Annotated in this window: 19 protein-coding genes; 12 read left to right on the top strand and 7 right to left on the bottom strand. The window is 47.8% G+C overall.

Features of this window, described 5'->3' with window-relative positions; genetic code table 11:
• Positions 1 to 57 precede the first annotated feature (57 nt).
• The 4 genes from ACH97_RS16115 (at position 58) to ACH97_RS16130 (ending at position 4,979) form a co-directional block, all read left to right on the top strand.
• A complete protein-coding gene (locus tag ACH97_RS16115; protein ID WP_023855763.1) occupies positions 58 to 852 on the top strand; it encodes an MBL fold metallo-hydrolase in 795 nt (264 codons plus the stop codon).
• 207 nt (positions 853 to 1,059) lie between these two features.
• Positions 1,060 to 2,703, top strand: a complete 1,644-nt coding sequence (locus ACH97_RS16120) for a M14 family metallopeptidase (RefSeq protein WP_035336966.1) — start codon at positions 1,060 to 1,062, stop codon at positions 2,701 to 2,703.
• A 128-nt stretch (positions 2,704 to 2,831) separates the two neighbouring features.
• Positions 2,832 to 3,929, top strand: coding sequence for a nitric oxide synthase oxygenase (locus ACH97_RS16125; protein ID WP_035336963.1), 1,098 nt, complete (start codon positions 2,832 to 2,834; stop codon positions 3,927 to 3,929).
• Positions 3,930 to 3,944: 15 nt separating this feature from the next.
• A complete protein-coding gene (locus ACH97_RS16130; RefSeq protein ID WP_048350544.1) occupies positions 3,945 to 4,979 on the top strand; it encodes a glycosyl hydrolase family 18 protein in 1,035 nt (344 codons plus the stop codon).
• Positions 4,980 to 5,019: 40 nt separating this feature from the next.
• Here ACH97_RS16130 and ACH97_RS16135 read toward each other — a convergent pair whose 3' ends face one another.
• The 3 genes from ACH97_RS16135 to ACH97_RS16145 form a co-directional block, all read right to left on the bottom strand.
• Entirely contained in the window at positions 5,020 to 5,658 is a 639-nt protein-coding gene (locus ACH97_RS16135) for an SdpI family protein (protein WP_020450535.1), read from the bottom strand.
• Positions 5,655 to 5,939: an autorepressor SdpR family transcription factor gene (locus ACH97_RS16140; RefSeq protein WP_020450536.1), complete on the bottom strand. Its 285-nt coding sequence runs from the start codon at positions 5,937 to 5,939 to the stop codon at positions 5,655 to 5,657. Before ACH97_RS16140 ends, ACH97_RS16135 begins: the two co-directional genes overlap by 4 nt.
• 107 nt (positions 5,940 to 6,046) lie before the next feature.
• Positions 6,047 to 6,319: an acylphosphatase gene (locus tag ACH97_RS16145; protein ID WP_020450537.1), complete on the bottom strand. Its 273-nt coding sequence runs from the start codon at positions 6,317 to 6,319 to the stop codon at positions 6,047 to 6,049.
• A 111-nt stretch (positions 6,320 to 6,430) separates the two neighbouring features.
• Here ACH97_RS16145 and ACH97_RS16150 point away from each other — a divergent pair, with 111 nt between their 5' ends.
• Positions 6,431 to 7,081: an MOSC domain-containing protein gene (locus ACH97_RS16150; RefSeq protein ID WP_035336959.1), complete on the top strand. Its 651-nt coding sequence runs from the start codon at positions 6,431 to 6,433 to the stop codon at positions 7,079 to 7,081.
• Between the two features lie 40 nt (positions 7,082 to 7,121).
• Here the strand turns inward: ACH97_RS16150 and ACH97_RS23060 are convergent, their stop codons facing one another.
• The 4 genes from ACH97_RS23060 to ltaS form a co-directional block, all read right to left on the bottom strand.
• On the bottom strand, positions 7,122 to 7,253 hold the full coding sequence (locus ACH97_RS23060; protein ID WP_003179731.1) for a DUF2639 domain-containing protein: 132 nt from the start codon (positions 7,251 to 7,253) through the stop codon (positions 7,122 to 7,124).
• Between the two features lie 130 nt (positions 7,254 to 7,383).
• Entirely contained in the window at positions 7,384 to 7,539 is a 156-nt protein-coding gene (locus tag ACH97_RS23835; protein ID WP_020450539.1) for a hypothetical protein, read from the bottom strand.
• Between the two features lie 83 nt (positions 7,540 to 7,622).
• On the bottom strand, positions 7,623 to 8,375 hold the full coding sequence (gene map, locus ACH97_RS16155) for a type I methionyl aminopeptidase (RefSeq protein ID WP_035336955.1): 753 nt from the start codon (positions 8,373 to 8,375) through the stop codon (positions 7,623 to 7,625).
• Positions 8,376 to 8,500: 125 nt separating this feature from the next.
• Positions 8,501 to 10,462, bottom strand: a complete 1,962-nt coding sequence (gene ltaS, locus ACH97_RS16160; protein ID WP_048350545.1) for a lipoteichoic acid synthase — start codon at positions 10,460 to 10,462, stop codon at positions 8,501 to 8,503.
• Positions 10,463 to 10,724: 262 nt separating this feature from the next.
• Between ltaS and ACH97_RS16165 the strand changes: the two genes are divergently transcribed.
• From ACH97_RS16165 to ACH97_RS16195, 7 genes are all read left to right on the top strand, one after another.
• Entirely contained in the window at positions 10,725 to 11,102 is a 378-nt protein-coding gene (locus ACH97_RS16165; protein ID WP_020450542.1) for a DnaJ family domain-containing protein, read from the top strand.
• A gap of 70 nt (positions 11,103 to 11,172) precedes the next feature.
• Complete coding sequence (locus tag ACH97_RS16170) at positions 11,173 to 12,585, top strand: alanine/glycine:cation symporter family protein (RefSeq protein ID WP_020450543.1); 1,413 nt, start codon at positions 11,173 to 11,175, stop codon at positions 12,583 to 12,585.
• A gap of 188 nt (positions 12,586 to 12,773) precedes the next feature.
• Positions 12,774 to 14,186, top strand: a complete 1,413-nt coding sequence (gene treP / locus ACH97_RS16175; protein WP_020450544.1) for a PTS system trehalose-specific EIIBC component — start codon at positions 12,774 to 12,776, stop codon at positions 14,184 to 14,186.
• 72 nt (positions 14,187 to 14,258) lie between these two features.
• On the top strand, positions 14,259 to 15,947 hold the full coding sequence (treC, locus tag ACH97_RS16180) for an alpha,alpha-phosphotrehalase (protein ID WP_020450545.1): 1,689 nt from the start codon (positions 14,259 to 14,261) through the stop codon (positions 15,945 to 15,947).
• A gap of 21 nt (positions 15,948 to 15,968) precedes the next feature.
• Positions 15,969 to 16,685 (top strand): trehalose operon repressor, encoded by a 717-nt coding sequence (gene treR / locus ACH97_RS16185; protein WP_020450546.1) that lies wholly within the window; start codon positions 15,969 to 15,971, stop codon positions 16,683 to 16,685.
• Between the two features lie 105 nt (positions 16,686 to 16,790).
• Complete coding sequence (locus tag ACH97_RS16190) at positions 16,791 to 17,483, top strand: N-acetyltransferase (RefSeq protein ID WP_023855753.1); 693 nt, start codon at positions 16,791 to 16,793, stop codon at positions 17,481 to 17,483.
• Positions 17,484 to 17,609: 126 nt separating this feature from the next.
• Positions 17,610 to 19,756: NTTRR-F1 domain (locus ACH97_RS16195; RefSeq protein WP_155519897.1), on the top strand; the 2,147-nt coding region annotated here is incomplete at its 3' end.

Raw genomic sequence — 19,756 nt, forward strand, 5'->3', positions numbered from 1 at the left:
CCTCAAGTCAAATGTGCAAAGTAATAAAATATATGATAAGTGAGTGTGGTGAACATAATGAGTGATCCTTACATGCCTTTGACATCCATCAACAGCGGGGTCCTGGAAGAGTATGCCGAAGGCGTATTCGGTTTGACGGTGCAAATCGTCAATGTGTATTTTATTTTCGATCCCGATTCGCGGGAAGCCGTTTTAATCGATGCCGGAATGCCCAAGTCCGCTCCATTTATTTTAAGAGAGGCAAAGGAGCGGTTCGGCGATTTTAGCCTAAAAGCAATCGTTTTGACGCACGGACATTTCGACCATGTCGGCGCTTTGGAAGGTCTTCTCGAAACATGGCAGGTTCCAGTTTACGCCCATGAAAAAGAAATGCCTTATTTAACGGGAAAAGCCGATTATCCGCCTGCCAAACCGCAAGTAAAAAGCGGGCTGGTTGCAAAGATGTCTCCGTTGTTTCCGAGGCACTCAATCAACTTTTCGTCCCATGTAAAGCAGCTTTCTGAAGATGGTTCGCTTCCGTTTCTTAAAGGGTGGAAATGGATTGAGACGCCGGGACATACACCGGGTCATGTTTCGCTTTTCCGGCAGTCGGACAGAACCTTGATCGCAGGCGACGCCGTTACAACTGTAGAGCAGGAATCTCTGTTTGAAGTGGCGATTCAAAAGCAGGAGCTGAACGGACCCCCGGCTTATTTCACAATGGACTGGACAAAAGCGGCGGACTCAGTTCGGAAGCTGTCAGAATTAAAACCGGCTGCATTGTTGACGGGACACGGTGTACCGATGAAAGGAAACGATTTTTCCAAAGAGCTCCTTGATCTGTCAGGCCGCCTTCCCGCTTCTGATTCGTAAAGTGCCATATGCTGCCCTTAAAACATTCAGCCAGGCTGAATGTTTTTTTATAGGGAAAAACTAACCATTTACATGTGATGATGGCCATCCATCGTTCTATATTTCGGATGTTGTTGTATACCAAAGGAATCATTTTCTGAAATTTTAGACAAAATAAGCTGATATTTCATTTATAATGCAGGTATGCCTGAAAGGAGCTGAGAAAAGATGAACATTCAAAAAAGGGTCCAAGCTTTGCTGGCAGCTGCGGCAATGTTTGCAGGACTGATGGTGTCTGATGCGGTTCACGCTGCGGAAACCCCTTACTATGGAAAGAACTATACTCAGCCAGAGCAAGTGTCATCATTATATCCGGAGCCGGAAGAAACTTTCTCGACCCCTGCTTTTGTGAAAGAAGGGGAAGCCTTTACGACACAAGAAGAAATGATGAAGTTTATAACCAGTCTGACAAAGAAAAGCCCGAATGTCAAAATCGGGAATATCGGTTTTTCAATTGAAAAAAGAAATATTCCCGTGCTTTATTTCACAAAGGATAAGCAAATACGTTCCATATCAAAAAAACCGACCGTCTGGCTGCAAGGACAGATACACGGAAATGAGCCGGCAGCGGGAGAATCGGTCCTGGCGATGGCTGAAAAACTGGCCGGGTCGTACGGCGACAAAGTGTTGGACAAGATCAATGTCATCGTCGTTCCGCGGGTCAATCCTGACGGCTCGTATCAGTTTAACAGACGGCTGGCGAGCGGAATCGACGGAAACAGGGATCATGTTAAGCTTGAATCTCCGGAAGTCCGCGCCATTCACCAGGAGTTCAATCAATATTCGCCTGAAGTCGTTATTGATGCCCATGAATACGGTGTCGGCCAAAACGAATTTCAAAGCGTAGGCGAAAAAGGGTCATTAAAATACCATGATATTTTAATTTTATCAGGAAAAAACTTAAACATTCCCGAATCGATCAGGTATGCGTCTGACAGCCTTTATGTGAACGGCGTCAGAGCTAAACTTGATGAAAAAGGATTTTCTAATGATGCATATTATACGACAGGAAAAAGCAAGGACGGAAAAATCGAAATCTATGAAGGAGGTACTGAAGCGAGAATCGGACGTAATGCATTCGGCCTCCAGCCTGCTCTTTCCTTCCTAGTGGAAAGCAGGGGGATAGACATCGGACGCGAAAATTTTGAAAGAAGAGTCGCGGCTCAGGTTGCTACTCATGAGACAATCATCGACACGACAGCGAAGCATGCAGCCGAGATCAAGCGCCTTGTCGCCAAAGAAAAATTAAAGCTGATAAAAAATGGTGCAAAAGTGAGCGATAAAGACCAAGTGATCATCAACAGTGAGTTTGCAGGGCCGTATAAAGAAACGCTGAAAGTCGCTGATATCGCTTCAGGACAAGCAGTTGACGTTCCTGTCCAATATTACAGCGCTTCGGAAGCCGTCCCTGTGCTGTCAAGAACACGTCCGACCGCTTACCTTGTCCTTCCGGGCCATCAAGATATTGAGCAGAAGCTGAAGGATCAGGGATTAAAAAGCGTGACACTTCCTTTCAAACAAAAGCTCACCGCTGAAGCGTATGAGGTTTTATCGAAAGAAACATCGGGAGAATCTGAGGGCCGGCCTGTGATCAAGGTGGAAACGAAGCTTAAAAAACAGAAAAAAGAGTTTCCAAAAGGAACAAAAATCTATTTTACAGCACAGCCGCAAAGCAATCTGCTGTCGATTGCGCTTGAGCCGGAATCGGTTGACAGTTATGTAAGCACGGGTTACATCCCTTCTCAAACAGGCAAACAGCTGCCGGTTTACCGCTTCATGCTGAACACCAAAACGCTTAACATTAAGGAATAATCATCAGGCATCTGTCTTTGACGGATGCTTTTTAGCAGTTTTTTGTCTTTTCATACATAATGGTTTTAAACTGAGATTGAAACCTATACAATAAATATCAGTCTGAAATCTGGAAGGAGAGAATCCGGTTGGAATCATATGAAGAATTATGGAGGGAAGCCAAGACCTTCATCGAGCTCTGCTACGGGGAACTGTCGAAGTCCGAAGAAGAAACAAGGATGCGCTTACATAAAATAGACGAAGAAATCAGAGAAACCGGAAGCTATACACATACATTAGAAGAAATCGAACATGGCGCGAAAATGGCGTGGAGAAACAGCAGCCGCTGCATCGGCCGGCTGTTTTGGCACTCTCTTACTGTCATCGATCAAAGAGGCGTTCAAACTGAGGCAGAGGTGCGGGATGCGCTTTTTCACCATATCGAGCTTGCGACAAACGGAGGGAAAATCAGACCGTTCATTACGATTTTTCCCCCGGAACAAAGCGGGCAAAAAAAAGTGTCCATTTGGAACCATCAGCTGATCAGGTATGCGGGGTATGAAACGGAGCAAGGTGTCATCGGCGATCCGGCATCATTGGAACTGACAAAAGCGTGTGAAGCGCTCGGCTGGAAAGGCGAAGGTACGCCTTTTGACGTTTTGCCGCTTGTTTTTCAAATAGATGGCCATCCCCCTGTGTGGTATGAGCTGCCTCGTGAAATCGTCAAAGAGGTCAGGATTGAACATCCGGAGATCGAGAGCTTCAAAAGTTTGGGGCTGAAGTGGTACGGTGTGCCGATTATAGCCGATATGAAGCTGGAGGTCGGAGGAATTCATTATAATGCCGCCCCGTTTAACGGCTGGTATATGGGAACGGAAATCGGAGCGCGCAACCTCGCGGATACAGACCGCTATAATGTACTCGAAAAAGTGGCAGCCATTATGGGACTTGATACGGAACGGAATACTTCGCTGTGGAAAGACAAGGCGCTTGTTGAATTAAATACGGCGGTGCTTCACTCTTATAAAAATGCCGGCGTCAGCATTGTTGACCACCATACCGCGGCAAGCCAATTCAAGCGGTTCGAGGAGCAGGAAGCTGAAGCGGGAAGGGAGCTTTCAGCAAGCTGGACATGGCTGATTCCGCCGTTATCTCCGGCAGCGACCCATATCTTTCACAGCTATTATGAACATAAAACGCTTAAACCGAATTACTTTTATCAGGAAAAGCCTTATTCGAACGATTGAGAGGACGAATAGACAATGAGAAAAATCTACTTGCTATGCAGCGTATTCGCTGTATGTTTAACGATGCTTACATATACAGAAACAGAAGCAAAAGCGGCCCAAATCGTACTCGGCTATACAACAGGGGAAGCAGCTTCCTATCAATCGCTGACGGCATACCATCACTATATCAATGCCGCAGCTCTCGACACCTACGCGTTTAATCAAAAAGGAGATATCATCGGAGACACTCCGAAAAAACAAATATCGTTTGCAAAGAAGAAACGCCTCAAGACGTGGGCGGTCATTTCAAACTACAACGAATCCATTCACGATTTTGACGGGAATCTGGCATCAAAGGTCATGTCCGGCAAAACGGCGCGTCAGCACTTTACAGAACAGCTTATTACGCTTGCGAAGAAGCAGTCGTTTACCGGAATTAATATTGATTTTGAAGCTGTAAAGCCGAACGAGAGAGCTAAATACTCAAGCTTCATCCGTCATGTCGCAGCCGCTTTGAAAAAACACAAGATCAAAACGATGGTTTCGGTACCGGCGAAGAGTGCAGATGACCGAAAAGATGGATGGAGCTGGCCGTATGATTATGCGGAAATCGGAAAATCAGCTGACTATGTTCAAGTCATGACCTACGATGAACACGGGATCTGGAGCGAGCCGGGCTCTGTTGCCGGAATGAACTGGGTCAAAAGCTCATTAGCATATGCGGTGAAAACGATCAAAGCCGAAAAAGTCATTATGGGCATCCCCTCATACGGGAATGATTGGGATTTAACATCCCGAAAGAACAGCAAATTGAAGCAGTGGAACGACGTGAAGGCGCTTAAGAAAAAAGTGAAGGCTAAGCCTGTATATGATAAAAGATCGGGGTCGATGAGATTTTCTTATACAGATCAACACAAACACCGCCATGTCGTTTGGTATGAAGATGAAAAAACGATTGCGGCGAAAAGCCGCCTGGCCATGCGATATAAAATCGCAGGAGTTTCCGTCTACTCGATGGGACATGAATCGGCCTCTTTTTGGCAGGCGATGCGGAAGGGAATAAAATAAAGGCTCCAATTCGGAGCCTTCTTTTTCATTTATTCTCATGTCAGCTTTTCATATTGATTTCTTTCCGATACAAGACATAAGAATAAATATAGGGCGCGAAAACCGTTGCTAAAATAACCGGAAGCATGATTTCTGGGCTGATAGATAACAATCCGTCCGCAATGATCAGCAGTCCTGCTAAAGTAAATACTTTCGCCGCAAATCTGTGGGTTTTTTTCCAGATTGAATCGCTGCTCAATGTCCAAGGGTTTTTGATCCCGAAAAAAAAGTTTGAGCGGATTCTCGGGAGGTAATTGCCTATGACAATGAGTAGAGCGCCTACTAGAACCGGTACAATGCTGCCAGCGGGCAGATCATACCCGAGCCCTGTCATGATTACAAGCACGTTGATCAGGGAAAATAGAATCAGCATGGCATTGATGAGAAGGTAATAAGTCTTTGAAAAAAGCTGATAGTTTTTTCTGCGCGGATCGATTTTTGGCGTTAAGAACATCAACACATACACAAAAACGAGCAGCCCGGTCATGATAAGCATTGCTTCCATTTTTGAAGCATAACTGTCGACTTCTCCCGAAAATGACCAATGAATTGGAACTTGATCGGAAATGTGCGGATAAGCGATGGCCCACATGATTAGATTTATGGCGATTATAGCGAGTGAAAAGATGTGTTTTCTCATTTGGCATCCCCTTTATCTTTGCCGGCTTGCTCAGTAAAACTGAAAGCCCAGCCGATGATTTCTTGAAATATTGTGGTGTTCAGCGAGTAAATGATGTATTGGCCTTTTTTTTCATCTTGAATTAATTCAGCCTGTTTTAAAATTTTTAAATGCTGAGATATACTTGGTTTAGACATTTGAAACTGGTCAGATATTTCACCGGCGGTCATATCCCGATCCTTCAGCAGATTTAAAATTTTTCTTCTCGTCGGGTCAGCTAGAGCCTTAAAGGTTTGGTTCATATTCAGCATCCTTGGAATTAAGTATTTAGCTATTTAACTAAATACTAAAATAAAAGAGGAATTTAGTCAAGATTCGTTTGAAAAATCCGCCATCTCCGGCGGATTTTTCAATAGCTGATATTAAACTTGTGGAATCCGTCAATCTCTTTTGTTTCTTCGACATTCACGTCCGTTACTTTTGAGAAGGGACTTCCTTTTTGAATCGCTTTTAAAAATGGCTTCAGGCTTTCCTCGGGTCCTTCGGCGCGGATTTCAACTGTGCCGTTGTCGCGGTTCCGGACCCAGCCGGTCAATTTGTGCTTATCTGCTTCCATTTGAACAAAATAGCGAAATCCCACGCCCTGAACGCGTCCGTCTACAATGATTCTGTATTGAAGCATCGAGAACACTCCTTTTCTTTTATGCTACCACATTTCTCATTTTGAGATCATGGGATAGACATGTTTCGGATAAATCGTTAAAATATGAAAATAAAGGAAGGGCGTGAGGTTTTGGAGCATCAGGAGTATGAAATTTTATCTATTCATGTAGGCCGTCCGCACACATACGAATTCGACGGAAAACAGGTGGAAACGGCAATCGTGAAGGAGCCTGTCGGCGGACCCGTATATTTGAGCCGTACGAATTTTGAAGGGGACGGGCAGGCGGATCTGATTCACCACGGAGGAGTGGATAAAGCGGTTTGCGTCTATCCGGCGGACCACTACATGTATTGGGAAAGCGTCTTGAAGCGGAAGCTGCCGGAGGCGGCATTTGGAGAAAACGTGACGGTTAAAGGGCTCACCGAAAAAGATGTGTGCATCGGTGATATCTTCAAGCTGGGGGAGGCTCTTGTTCAAGTCAGCCAGCCGCGCCAGCCTTGTTTCAAGCTTGCCAAACGGCTGAATCAAAAAGATATGGTGTTACAGGTGAGGGACACCGGGTTCAGCGGATTTTATTTCAGGGTTCTCGAAGAAGGAATCGTTGCGCCCGATTCCGGGCTGCAGCTCGTTTCAAGAGATGCGCATGAAGCCACAGTTTCGTACGCCAACCATTTGATGTACCATGACAGGGGCAATCACCCCGCCATTCGGAAGATCCTTGAGGTTGAAGCGCTGTCGGAAAGCTGGAGAAGCTCATTTTTAAAGGAGCTGAGCGCATAAAAACAAGCCGTGTCCGAAAAGGAGCACGGCTTTAACATGTTTATTTTTTGACGCTTTCAAGCAGGTTGGCCAAAAAGTGTTTTTTATAGCTTTGAAGCTTTCTTCCTTCATACTTTGTCATTCCCAGCTTTTTCAGTTCTTCTACATACCAGCCTTTGCTTCCGTAATGCATGGCAGAAAACTCCCTTCTATAATTCGATGCAATTGGCATTCTAACATCTATAGAAAAACACTGAAAAGGGATAGGCGGCAATTTTTAAAAACTGAGTCTTTCGTCGTAGTTTGGAAGTTTGAGGAAGGCTTCAGCCGTGTGTCAAACTGGTGACGATCATCACAATGATTGAGATGCTGAGGACGATTCCGATATATTTTAAGAAGCCGTTCTTTTTTTTATGAGCATATACGATTAACAGGATGCTCTCGATGAAAAAGATCAGCCCGATGATGGCAAACAGCATGCGGTAAAGCTCCTTTCGGCACAGTTTGTCTTTTATTTTAGCATAAAAGCCCGGACTTCTATGAGCCGGGCTTTTTCACGTAATCAGTCAAGCTGTGTTAAAATGATCGGTTCGTTTTTCGTAATGACGATCGTATGCTCGATCTGTGCCACAAAGCTGCCGTCAGGCGTTTTGAATGTCCAGCCGTCTCCGGCTTCGATGGTATGCTCGGCTTTTGTGGAAACAAACGGCTCAAGGGCGATGACGGTTCCGTTTTTAAAGAGCGCATTATCAAACGGGTCATAGTAATTTAAGATATGGTTGGGCGCTTCATGGAGGTTCTTTCCAATCCCGTGTCCCGTCAGGTTTTTAATGACGGTAAATCCGTTTGCTTTTGCTTCATTGTATACGGCTCTGCCGATTTGGTTTTGTTTCTTGCCGGCGCGCGCCTGCAAAAGTCCCTTTTGAAATGCGCTTTCCGCGCTTTGGCAAAGCTTGTGCAGCGTTTCATCGCCTTTTCCGAGTACAAATGAAATGCCAGTATCAGAATAGTAGCCGCCAAATTCAGCGGAGATGTCGATGTTGATCAAATCCCCTTCTTTTAAAATCGTGGATTCGCTTGGGATGCCGTGGGCGACTTCATCGTTCACACTGATGCACGTCGTTCCTGGGAAATCGTATTCTTTTTCCGGAGCCGGTGCGGCGCCATGAGCCTCAAGCACTTCTTTACCGATGAGGTCCAGCTCTTTTGTGCTCATGCCGGGTGCTGCTTTTGCCTTCATTTCCTCCCTGGCTAAAGCGACGATTCTGCCTATTTTCTTGAGCCCTTCCAGCTCTTGGTCATTTGTTACAATCACAATTCATTCCCGCTTTCTTTTTTTATATTCCATTTCAAGCTTACCATATCTGCTTGCGAAAAAGGAACAGAGCGGCTTCAAGACAAAAAAAAGCACCCGCTTATAAATAAGCGGGTGCTGTCTGTTTATTGTCCGGAATCTGATTTCGTAGTTTGCGCCGCATCAGATTCTGATGTTTTCGGATTGTGGTTGGTGTAGTCGTAGTCGCTCGGGTTGATCGCTTTAAAGCCTTTCGGTTTATAAAAGCGCAGCAAATCTCCGTCGACGATTTTATCCGACATTTCGAGTTCTTTTTTCACGGACTCATCGATGTTCGGATCGATGTCTTTTTCGTTCAGAAGCTCTCCTGTTTTCGTGTCGTAGTAGTTACCGTTCGTTTTCGTATATTCCGGAGAAACGAAATCGCCGTTGCGGAACGGAATAACTTCACGGTGTTCCGGTGACAGAAGGTCTGAACCGCTCATCAGGTAATCTTTCGTATTCACGCCCATCAAATGAAGCAGGGTAGGGGCTACATCGACTTCGCCGCCGTATTTATTGGATTTGATTCCCTTGACCCCAGGCGCGTGGATGAACAGCGGAACCCTTTGCAATTGGGCATTTTCATATGGTGTGATGTCTTTGCCCAATACTTTGGCCATCGCTTTGTTGTGATTTTCCGAAATACCGTAGTGGTCTCCGTACATGACGACAATCGTATTATCATACAGTCCGGATTTTTTCAGATCGTTGAAAAATTGTTCAATGGCCTGATCCATGTAGTTGGCCGACTGGAAATAATGGTCAACGACGCTGTCGCCGGTATCGCCGGCAGGGAAGTCTGTATCGCCTTCATCCATCTCGAACGGAAAATGGTTCGAAAGGGTGATAAACTTCGTATAGAACGGCTGTTTCAGGCTTTTCAACAGCGGCATTGATTCTTCAAAGAACGGTTTATCTTTCAATCCGTAGTTTTTCGTTTTATCTTCGCTCATATCGTAATACGTAGCGTCAAAGAATTTGTCATAACCGATGGCTTTATACATTTCATTGCGGTTCCAGAACGTTTTGTAGTTGCCGTGGAATGCCGCTGATGTATAGCCTTGAGACTTCAAAATGGCCGGAGTCGACTGCAGCGTGTTTTGCGCTTTATTAATGAACACTGACCCTTGTGATAAAGGATACAGCGAGTTGTCCATCATAAATTCCGCGTCAGACGTTTTACCTTGTCCTGTTTGGTGGAAAAAGTTATCAAAATAAAACGTTTCATTGTCATGCGCCAGTGAATTTAAGAACGGCGTGACTTCCTTGCCGTCGATCTTATAGTCGATCGCGAACGTCTGAAGTGATTCCAGTGAAATGTAAACCACGTTCATGCCTTTCGCTTTTCCGAAGTATTCGGCATTCGGCTTATCATGATTGGCTTTAATATAGTTCTCTACTTCCGTCACGTCGCTGGAGCTTGCCAGTGCGCGCTGGCTGTTTGACTTGATATTCTGCACCGCATCATAGATTGTGAAGTTGTAGGTTCCCAAATATTTCTCAAGGTAGTTGCGGTCAAAAGAACGGGTCAGAAGCTCCGGACGATCAATCTCGGCAACGGCCAGGTTGACGAGGAAGACAAGGACGCTTGTTCCCATCACAATTTTAAACGGGCGCTTCGTTGTTGTTTCAGAAGGTCTGTTATAGAAAACAGCCAGCCCGATTAAAATAAAGGTATCGATGAAATACAAAACATCAAGCGGGTGCATGAGCGAGAAGATGCTGTCCCCGAGCTGCCCCCCGTTTGTTTTTGCCTGCATGATCGTAGGCAGCGTGATAAAGTCGCTGAAAAATCTGTAGTATACGACGTTTGCATATAGCAAAAAAGACATTAAAAAATGAATCACTATAATCGCTGTCTGCTGTATTTTTTTCTTGAACAAGAGTCCTAATCCAAGAAAGAACAAGCTTGAGCTAATCGGATTCACAAAAAGCAAAATCTGTTGTACTGTGTTGGTTATTCCTAAATTAAATTCAATTACATACGCAGCATAAGTTTTCAGCCATAGCAATATGGCGGCTATCAGGAAGAAGGCAAGACCTCTTTCCTTAATAAATCTTTTCAATTGTTACACTCCTTTTTTCCGGATCAGTAAAAAACCATCGGAACGAAAGAAAAAAACGAATGTATAAAATATACCATGAAATACCGATTTAGAAAAGCGGAAATCAACCTTGTGAAAAGAAGCGCAAAACCCCTGGTAAATCAGGGTTTTACAGTTTTCTGAAAAACATTTGGGAATATTTTACGCTTGTCTTGCATTGGCGGGAACGCATCTTTATGGCAGACTGTTGTTAGTATATGAACAAAAGGGGAGGATGTAGACCATGGATTTTTCGAGCATCGTTTCTGAAGATAAGATTAAGCGGGCCATTAAGGACGGCGAATTCGAAGGGCTTCCGGGAATGGGGAAACCCTTGAAAAAAGACGATGCCGCCCATGTTCCAGAGCATCTCCGCATGGCTTACCGGGTGATGAAAAACGCCGGAATGACGGGGGACGAAGGGGCTTTGAAGAAAGAGCTGATGACAATTGACGACTTAATCGCAAAGTGCGCGGATGAAGACGAGCGCGATCGTTTAATTGAGAGAAAAACAGAAACGCGGCTCAGGCTCGACAGGCTCGCCGACAAAAAAGGCATGTTTTCCAAACCAGCCTCAGCGTTTTATAAAGAAAAAGTGTACCGAAGGCTCAGCGGGAAATAAAAAAGCGCTGAGCAGGTTTATTTCTGTCCTATAGTGGTATTGACCCATAAACGAATAAAAGGGTGATAGGATGGAACGATTGTTGAACTGGGTTGAATACATATCAGATTGGCTTTGGGGGCCGCCGCTCATCATACTGCTGACAGGGACGGGAGTCTATTTAACGATCCTGCTGAAATTTTTTCAATTTCGCTATCCTCTCTATATTTTTAAGCAGACGATCGGAAGCGTCGGCAAAAAGCCGAAAGGAGAAGGGACAGTTACACCGTTGCAAGCTTTGACATCGGCTCTCAGCTCAACAGTCGGCGCCGCCAATATCGTCGGTGTGCCTGCGGCGATCATGTTCGGCGGTCCGGGAGCCGTGTTTTGGATGTGGCTGGTCGCTCTGTTTGCCATGGCGATCAAGTTTTCGGAAAGCGTCCTCGCCGTCCACTACAGAGAAAAAAACGAAGAAGGCGAATATGTCGGGGGGCCGATGTATTACATTACAAAAGGACTCTCTATGAAATGGCTCGGCGTCTTTTTTTCGGTCGCGCTGATGATCGAGCTCGTTCCGAGCATCATGGTGCAGGGAAATTCGGTTTCCGCATCATTAGCTGAGTCGTTTTCATTCAATCGTTTATACACCGGAATCGGGATTGCTTTTTTGATCGGTTTAGTGGTGATCGGAGGGATTAAACGGATTGGAAAAGTGACAGAGCTTGCGGTTCCGCTTATGGCAGGGGCGTACATCGGGGCCGGTTTCCTGATTGTCGTCATGAACCTTTCTTCTGTACCCGCATTTTTCTCTCTCATCTTTTCGAATGCGTTTACATCCTCTTCGGCATTCGGCGGCTTTGCAGGTGCGGCGGTTGCTGAAACCGTTCGCTGGGGATTTGCACGTGGACTTTATTCCAACGAAGCCGGGATGGGGACGGCGCCGATTGCGCATGCGGCGGCGATGACCGACCACCCTGTGAGACAGGGATTCTGGGCGGTGATCGGCATTGTGGTCGATACGCTGCTGATATGCACGACCACAGCCTTCGTTGTGCTCGCATCAGGCGTTTGGACCGCTGAAAATGCTGCGAGCAATCCAGGGGCACTGGCGGCAGCCGCATTCCGCAGCTATTTCGGCCCTGTGGGCGGATACTTCGTCTCCGTCTCGCTCGTTTTCTTTGTCTTATCAACGATCACAGTGGTCATTTTTTACGGAGTAAAACAAGCTGAATTTCTGTTCGGACGGCTCGCGGGGCATATGATTAAATTCGTCTATCTGGGCGCCGTCATCATCGGAGCTGCCGGAGGAGCAAAGGCAATATGGGGATTCCTTGATCTTGCGCTCGTTTTCATTCTTATTCCGAATATTTTGGCGGTGCTGCTCTTGAGCAAAAAAGTAAGGTCTTTATATGATGAGTTTTTTACATCAGAAAAGTATTATTTGAAAGACATCGGTCAGCAGGACTGCGCTGATGAACGTGATGAAAAAGTGAACAATTTATGATCTCAGCCGGTTGTTCCCGGCGTATAAATCGGAGGAAGCCTTGCTGTCCTTCGTTTTATGAAGGGAACGGCCGGGCTTTTTTTATTTTTGAAAGCGCTATAAAAATATGTTGACTACTTGTATATACAAGAATACAATATAGGTATAACATGTATATACAAGTTATAAGAGGAGAAGGAGGGATTGGAATGACTGATTTAAATCAATCAGCGCGACGGATTGTCGATGCTGTCGGCGGTGCGGACAACATTGCAGCGGTAACCCATTGTGTGACGCGTCTGCGATTTGCACTGCTCGATGAAAGCAAAGTCAATCAAGAGGTGTTGGAGCAAATAGATGTTGTCAAAGGATCGTTTTCAACGAACGGCCAATTCCAAGTGGTGATCGGCCAAGGAACGGTCAACAATGTATACGCGGAGCTGGTGAAGGCCACAGGAATCGGCGAATCGTCAAAAGATGACGTCAAGAAAGCCTCAGAGAAAAATATGAATCCTTTACAGCGTGCTGTGAAAACGCTTGCAGATATTTTTATTCCAATATTGCCGGCGATTGTCACCGCCGGACTGTTGATGGGAATCAACAATATCCTGACGGCTCAAGACATTTTCTTCAGCGGAAAATCGATCGTTGAAGTCTATCCTGAATGGGCGGATCTCGCCAATATGATTAACTTGATTGCGGGAACGGCTTTCGCATTTCTCCCGGCATTAATCGGCTGGTCGGCCGTCAAGCGGTTTGGCGGAAATCCGCTGCTCGGCATCGTGCTGGGCGTCATGCTTGTGCATCCTGATTTGTTAAACGCTTGGGGATACGGGGCTGCCGAGCAAAGCGGAGAGATTCCTGTCTGGAATTTATTCGGTCTGGAAGTGCAGAAGGTCGGCTATCAGGGGCAGGTGCTTCCCATTTTGCTCGCATCTTATTTGCTTGCAAAAATTGAGCGCTTTTTGACAAAGCGGACGCCTGAGAGCATTCAGCTCCTTGTTGTGGCGCCGATTACGCTGCTTGTCACAGGTTTTGCTTCATTTATTGTCATTGGACCGGTTACATTTGCCATCGGAAATGTCTTAACATCAGGCCTTATTGCTGTCTTTGAACAATTTGCCGTACTGGGCGGACTGTTATACGGCGGACTTTACGCCGCTCTCGTCATTACCGGAATGCATCATACATTCCTTGCCGTTGACCTTCAACTGATCGGATCAAAGCTCGGCGGAACATTTTTATGGCCGATGCTGGCGCTGTCCAATATCGCACAAGGTTCAGCCGCGCTTGCGATGATGTTTATTGTCAAAGATGAGAAGCAGAAAGGTCTGTCCTTGACATCCGGCATTTCAGCTTATCTTGGAATTACCGAACCGGCGCTGTTCGGGGTGAATCTCAGATACAGATTTCCGTTCGTGATCGCGATGATCAGCTCGGGGATTGCCGGAATGTTCATTTCCTCGCAAGGGGTTTTGGCAAGCTCTGTCGGCGTCGGCGGTGTACCCGGAATTTTCTCTATCATGAGCCAATACTGGGGAGCGTTTGCAATCGGGATGGCGATTGTGCTGATCGCGCCGTTCGCCGGAACATACCTCTATGCAAAATTAAAAATGAAATAAGAGAGGGAGAGGGGCGCGCATATTTGTCAGCCCTTTTCCCATTTCATAAAGAAGAAAACGGTGGTGTTGAAAATGGAAACGAAAGAAAATCCATGGTGGAAAAAAGCAGTCGTCTATCAGATTTATCCGAAAAGCTTTAAAGATACAACAGGTAACGGTGTCGGCGACATTCGCGGCATCATCGAAAAGCTCGACTACATCAAGGAGCTCGCCTGTGATGTCATTTGGCTGACGCCGATTTATCAATCGCCGCAAAATGACAACGGCTATGACATCAGCGACTATTACAACATTCATGAAGAATATGGAACAATGGCCGACTTTGAAGAGCTTCTAGAAGAGGCTCACAAACGCGGCATAAAGGTGATCATGGATCTTGTCGTCAACCATACATCAACAGAGCACAAATGGTTTAAAGAAGCAGCGTCCGGAAAAGAAAATCCGTATCGCGACTTTTATATTTGGAAGGACATGAAGCCGGACGGTGCCCCGCCGACAAACTGGGAATCGAAGTTCGGCGGTTCGGCGTGGGAGTTTCATGAAGAGACCGGACAGTATTATCTCCATCTCTATGATGTGACACAGGCGGATTTGAATTGGGAGAACGATGAAGTCAGAAAAAAAGTGTACGAGATGATGCATTTCTGGTTTGAAAAAGGAATCGACGGCTTCAGACTTGATGTCATCAATGTCATCTCAAAAGACCAGCGTTTCCCTGATGATGACGAGGGGGACGGGCGCAGATTTTATACGGACGGGCCGAGGGTTCACGAGTTTTTGAATGAAATGAACAGGGAGGTCTTTTCAAAATACGACAGCATGACGGTCGGGGAAATGTCATCGACGACAATCGCAGATTGCATCCGGTATACAAACCCTGAAAGCCGGGAGCTCGATATGGTGTTTAACTTTCACCATTTAAAGGCCGACTATCCAAACGGGGAAAAATGGGCGCTGGCGGATTTTGATTTTCTAAAGCTGAAGAAGATTCTTTCTGAATGGCAGACTGAAATGCATAAAGGAGGCGGGTGGAACGCATTGTTCTGGTGCAACCACGACCAGCCGCGGATCGTCTCACGCTACGGAGACGACGGAAAATACCGCATAAAATCTGCGAAAATGCTGGCAACCGCAATTCATATGCTTCAGGGAACGCCATACATTTACCAGGGAGAAGAGCTCGGGATGACCAACCCGAAATTCGATGACATCTCTCTTTATCGGGATGTCGAATCTCTCAATATGTACCGTCTGCTGAAAGAAGCAGGAAAGCCGGAAGCCGAAATCATCGAAATCCTGAAAGCGAAGTCCCGTGATAATTCAAGGACGCCGGTGCAGTGGAACGGAGAAAAAAATGCCGGGTTTACGACGGGGACACCGTGGATTTCGGTGCCTGCCAACTACAAAGAAATCAACGCAGAAAAAGCGCTCAGCGATCCTGACTCGATTTTCTACCATTATAAAAAGCTGAATAAGCTCCGCAAGGAATTCGATATCATCACAACCGGAGATTATCAGCTGATTCTGGAAGACGATCAAGCACTTTATGCGTATTTGAGAAACGGAGCGGATGAAAAACTGCTGGTGATCAATAATTTTTACGGGAAAGAGACCGAGTTTCAGCTCCCTGATGATATTGATATTGACGGCTATGATGCCAAGGTTCTCATTTCCAATGACACCGATCTTCCCGAGTCATTTACACGCTTTAAAGTGAAACCGTATCAATCGATTGTTTATCATCTCGCCAAACCATGCTAAACTAAGCGTGGTGGTAAAAAAATGAAGATCAACAAGTATATGATGATTTACAAACAAATTGCAGAACAAATCGATCAAAGCATACTGAATGCCGGAGATATCCTGCCGTCTGAAAACGACCTTGCCGAACAGCACGACACCTCGAGGGAAACGGTTCGGAAAGCGCTGAATGTGCTTGCCCAGAACGGATATATTCAAAAGATCAAAGGAAAAGGGTCAGTCGTGCTGCACAGGGAGAAAATGCAGTTCCCGGTTTCCGGTTTGGTCAGCTTTAAGGAACTTTCAGAAACGCTTGGCAAAGAGACAAGCACGACGGTCCACGAGTTCGGCTTGACGCATCCGGATGCATATATTCAAAAGCAGCTTCGCACTTCTGGAGATGAAGAGGTATGGCGGGTCGTCAGATCGCGGAATATTAACGGAGAGCGCATCATCCTGGATAAAGACTATTTTATCCGCAAGCATGTGCCGCTCTTGACGAAAGAAATATGCGAGGACTCGATCTACCAATACCTTGAAGGTGAATGCGGGCTCGTCATCAGCTATGCCCATAAGGAAATTGTGGTCGAGCCATGTACGGCTGAGGATCAAGAATATTTGGATTTGAACGGATACGAACACATTGTGGTTGTGAAGAATTTTGTTTTCCTTGATGATACAACCTTGTTTCAATATACGGAAAGCAGACACCGCTTGGATAAATTCCGTTTTGTCGATTTTGCAAGAAGAGAAAAGTAGCACGGTGCGCCTGACGGCGGCCGTGTTTTTTTATGCAGCCGTTTCTCATCACGTCCGCATTGAATATGCTACAGCAGGTGTAAATGAGAAATGGAGGATGTATCAATGATTCATGAAACCGTAAAGATCGGAAAGAACGTAGTATTGGGAGAGCAGGCTGTCATTGAAGAAAATGTGGTCATCGGGGACAACGTAACAATCGGTCATCATGCCATTATTAAAAAGGATACTCAGATCGGCAGCGGGGTGAAAATCGGCGATTTGGCCGTCCTTGGCAAAGCGGCTTCTTCAAATAAAAAAATGGCACGCCAGCCGAAGCAGGCGGGAGCGCCTTTGCGGATAGAAGATGATGCCGTAGTCGGTGCGAGTGCTGTTATATACCGGGACGTGCTGTTGGAAAAAGGCGTTTTTGTGGGAGACATGGCGAGCATTCGCGAAAATGTTGCGATCGGAAGAGAAAGCATTATAGGACGCAACGCGATGGTTGAAAACAATACTAAAATTGGAAAGAGAGTGACGATTCAAACGGGCTGTTATATCACCGCTGATATGACGATCGAAGATGAAGTGTTTATCGGTCCTTGCTGTTCCACATCAAATGATAAATATATGGGAATGGGAAACTACCCGTATCAAGGTCCAACTATTAAAAGAGGAGCGAAAATTGGAAACAACGCAACATTGCTGCCGGCGGTCGTCATCGGGGAGCATGCGGTCATCGGAGCGGGCGCCGTCATCACAAAAGATGTTCCCGCAGGCAAAACGGCTGTGGGCAATCCAGGCCGGTTGCTGAAATGACGGTTTTTCAATCTTAGCCGTGTTATATAACGTGTCTGCAAAAAAAGAGAGATCATAGGATATAGAGCTTCAATATCTTTTAAAGATCATTGCAGCCAGAAAATGAAAAGAATTGGGGGTGAAAAAATGTCCATTCAAAACGCGGTGATGAACGGTGGTTTTGAGACAGGTGCTTTCTCGCCTTGGGTAGGCATAAACGCATCTGTTACAAGCCAGTTTTCGCATTCAGGGTTTTTCTCTGCGAGATTTTTGGGCGGAACAGCCACATCATATATTGCCCAATTTGTTCCGGCCAGGGCTGGGGAAGGAAGCGAATTTCTTGTTTCTCTTGCGAAAGCGGGATTTCTCCCAGCACCTTCTATAACGATACAAGTTACTTATTTTGACAGTCAATTTAATTTTCTCGAATACGGGCTGTTTGCCACTGTGCCGTCAAGCAGAATACCGGCAGCCGAAAATGGGACATGGCTTGAAGTCTATCAAACAACTTCACCGGCTCCCCCCGGCACCACCCAGGCATTCATTTTGATCAACAACATTCCGCAGGCGGGAACTGCAAGTGTGCTTGTGGATGATGTTGCTCTATTGAGTGTTGAGGGTGGAGGAGGTCCAACCGGAGCGACAGGTCCGACGGGAGCCACCGGCCCAACAGGACCAACAGGCCCAACCGGGGCAACCGGAGCGACAGGCCCAACGGGATCAACAGGCCCGACGGGAGCGACCGGATCAACAGGTCCGACCGGATCAACAGGTCCGACCGGATCAACAGGCCCGACAGGCGCAACAGGCCCGACGGGATCAACAGGCCCGACCGGAGCAACCGGAGCGACCGGACCGACGGGATCAACAGGTCCAACGGGAGCGACAGGACCGACGGGAGCGACGGGTCCAACGGGAGTGACGGGTCCGACGGGATCAACAGGCGCAACGGGATCAACAGGCCCGACCGGAGCCACGGGATCAACAGGTCCAACGGGAGCCACAGGAGCGACGGGTCCAACGGGAGTGACGGGAGCAACCGGGGCAACAGGTGCAACTGGATCAACAGGTCCGACGGGAGCGACAGGTCCAATAGGAGCCACGGGAGCGACAGGTCCAACGGGTCCAACGGGAGCGACAGGCTCAACAGGCCCAACAGGAGCAACTGGTGCAACCGGAGCGACCGGACCGACGGGAGCGACAGGTCCAACGGGAGCGACAGGACCGACGGGTCCAACGGGAGTGACGGGAGCGACCGGAGCCACCGGCCCGACCGGAGCGACAGGTCCAACAGGAGCAACCGGAGCCACAGGCCCGACGGGATCAACCGGAGCGACAGGCCCAACAGGTCCAACGGGAGCCACAGGTGCAACGGGAGCAACCGGAGCGACCGGAGCAACGGGTCCAACAGGAGCGACAGGTCCGACCGGTCCGACCGGAGTAACCGGGGCAACCGGAGCAACGGGTCCAACAGGAGCGACAGGTCCGACCGGAGTAACCGGGGCAACCGGAGCAACGGGTCCAACAGGACCAACGGGAGCCACAGGAGCAACCGGCCCGACAGGAGCAGCGGGTCCAACAGGACCAACGGGAGCCACAGGAGCAACCGGCCCGACAGGAGCAGCGGGTCCAACCGGAGCGACAGGCCCAACGGGAGCAACCGGCCCGACAGGAGCAACGGGTCCAACCGGAGCCACAGGTCCAACAGGAGTAACCGGCCCAACAGGAGCAACCGGTCCAACAGGAGTAACCGGGGCAACGGGAGCCACCGGAGCGACGGGAGCCACAGGCGCAACGGGTCCAACAGGGGCGACAGGAGCAACGGGTCCGACAGGTCCAACAGGAGTAACCGGGGCAACGGGAGCGACGGGTCCAACAGGGGCAACCGGAGCAACGGGTCCAACCGGAGCGACAGGTCCAACAGGAGTAACCGGGGCGACAGGAGCAACGGGTCCAACAGGGGCAACAGGACCAACGGGTCCAACAGGAGCCACAGGTCCAACAGGAGCAACCGGGGCAACCGGAGCAACGGGTCCAACCGGAGCAACGGGAGCGACAGGTCCAACAGGAGCAACCGGCCCAACAGGAGCAACCGGTCCGACGGGAGCAACCGGCCCGACAGGAGCAACCGGCCCGACGGGAGCAACCGGCCCAACAGGAGCAACCGGTCCGACGGGAGCAACCGGTCCGACGGGAGCAACCGGCCCAACAGGAGCAACGGGAGCAACAGGCGCAACGGGAGCGACGGGAGCAACCGGCCCGACAGGAGCAACCGGCCCGACGGGAGCAACCGG

The sequence above is a fragment of the Bacillus paralicheniformis genome (assembly GCF_001042485.2).
In the GTDB taxonomy this organism is placed as follows: Bacteria; Bacillota; Bacilli; order Bacillales; family Bacillaceae; genus Bacillus; species Bacillus paralicheniformis.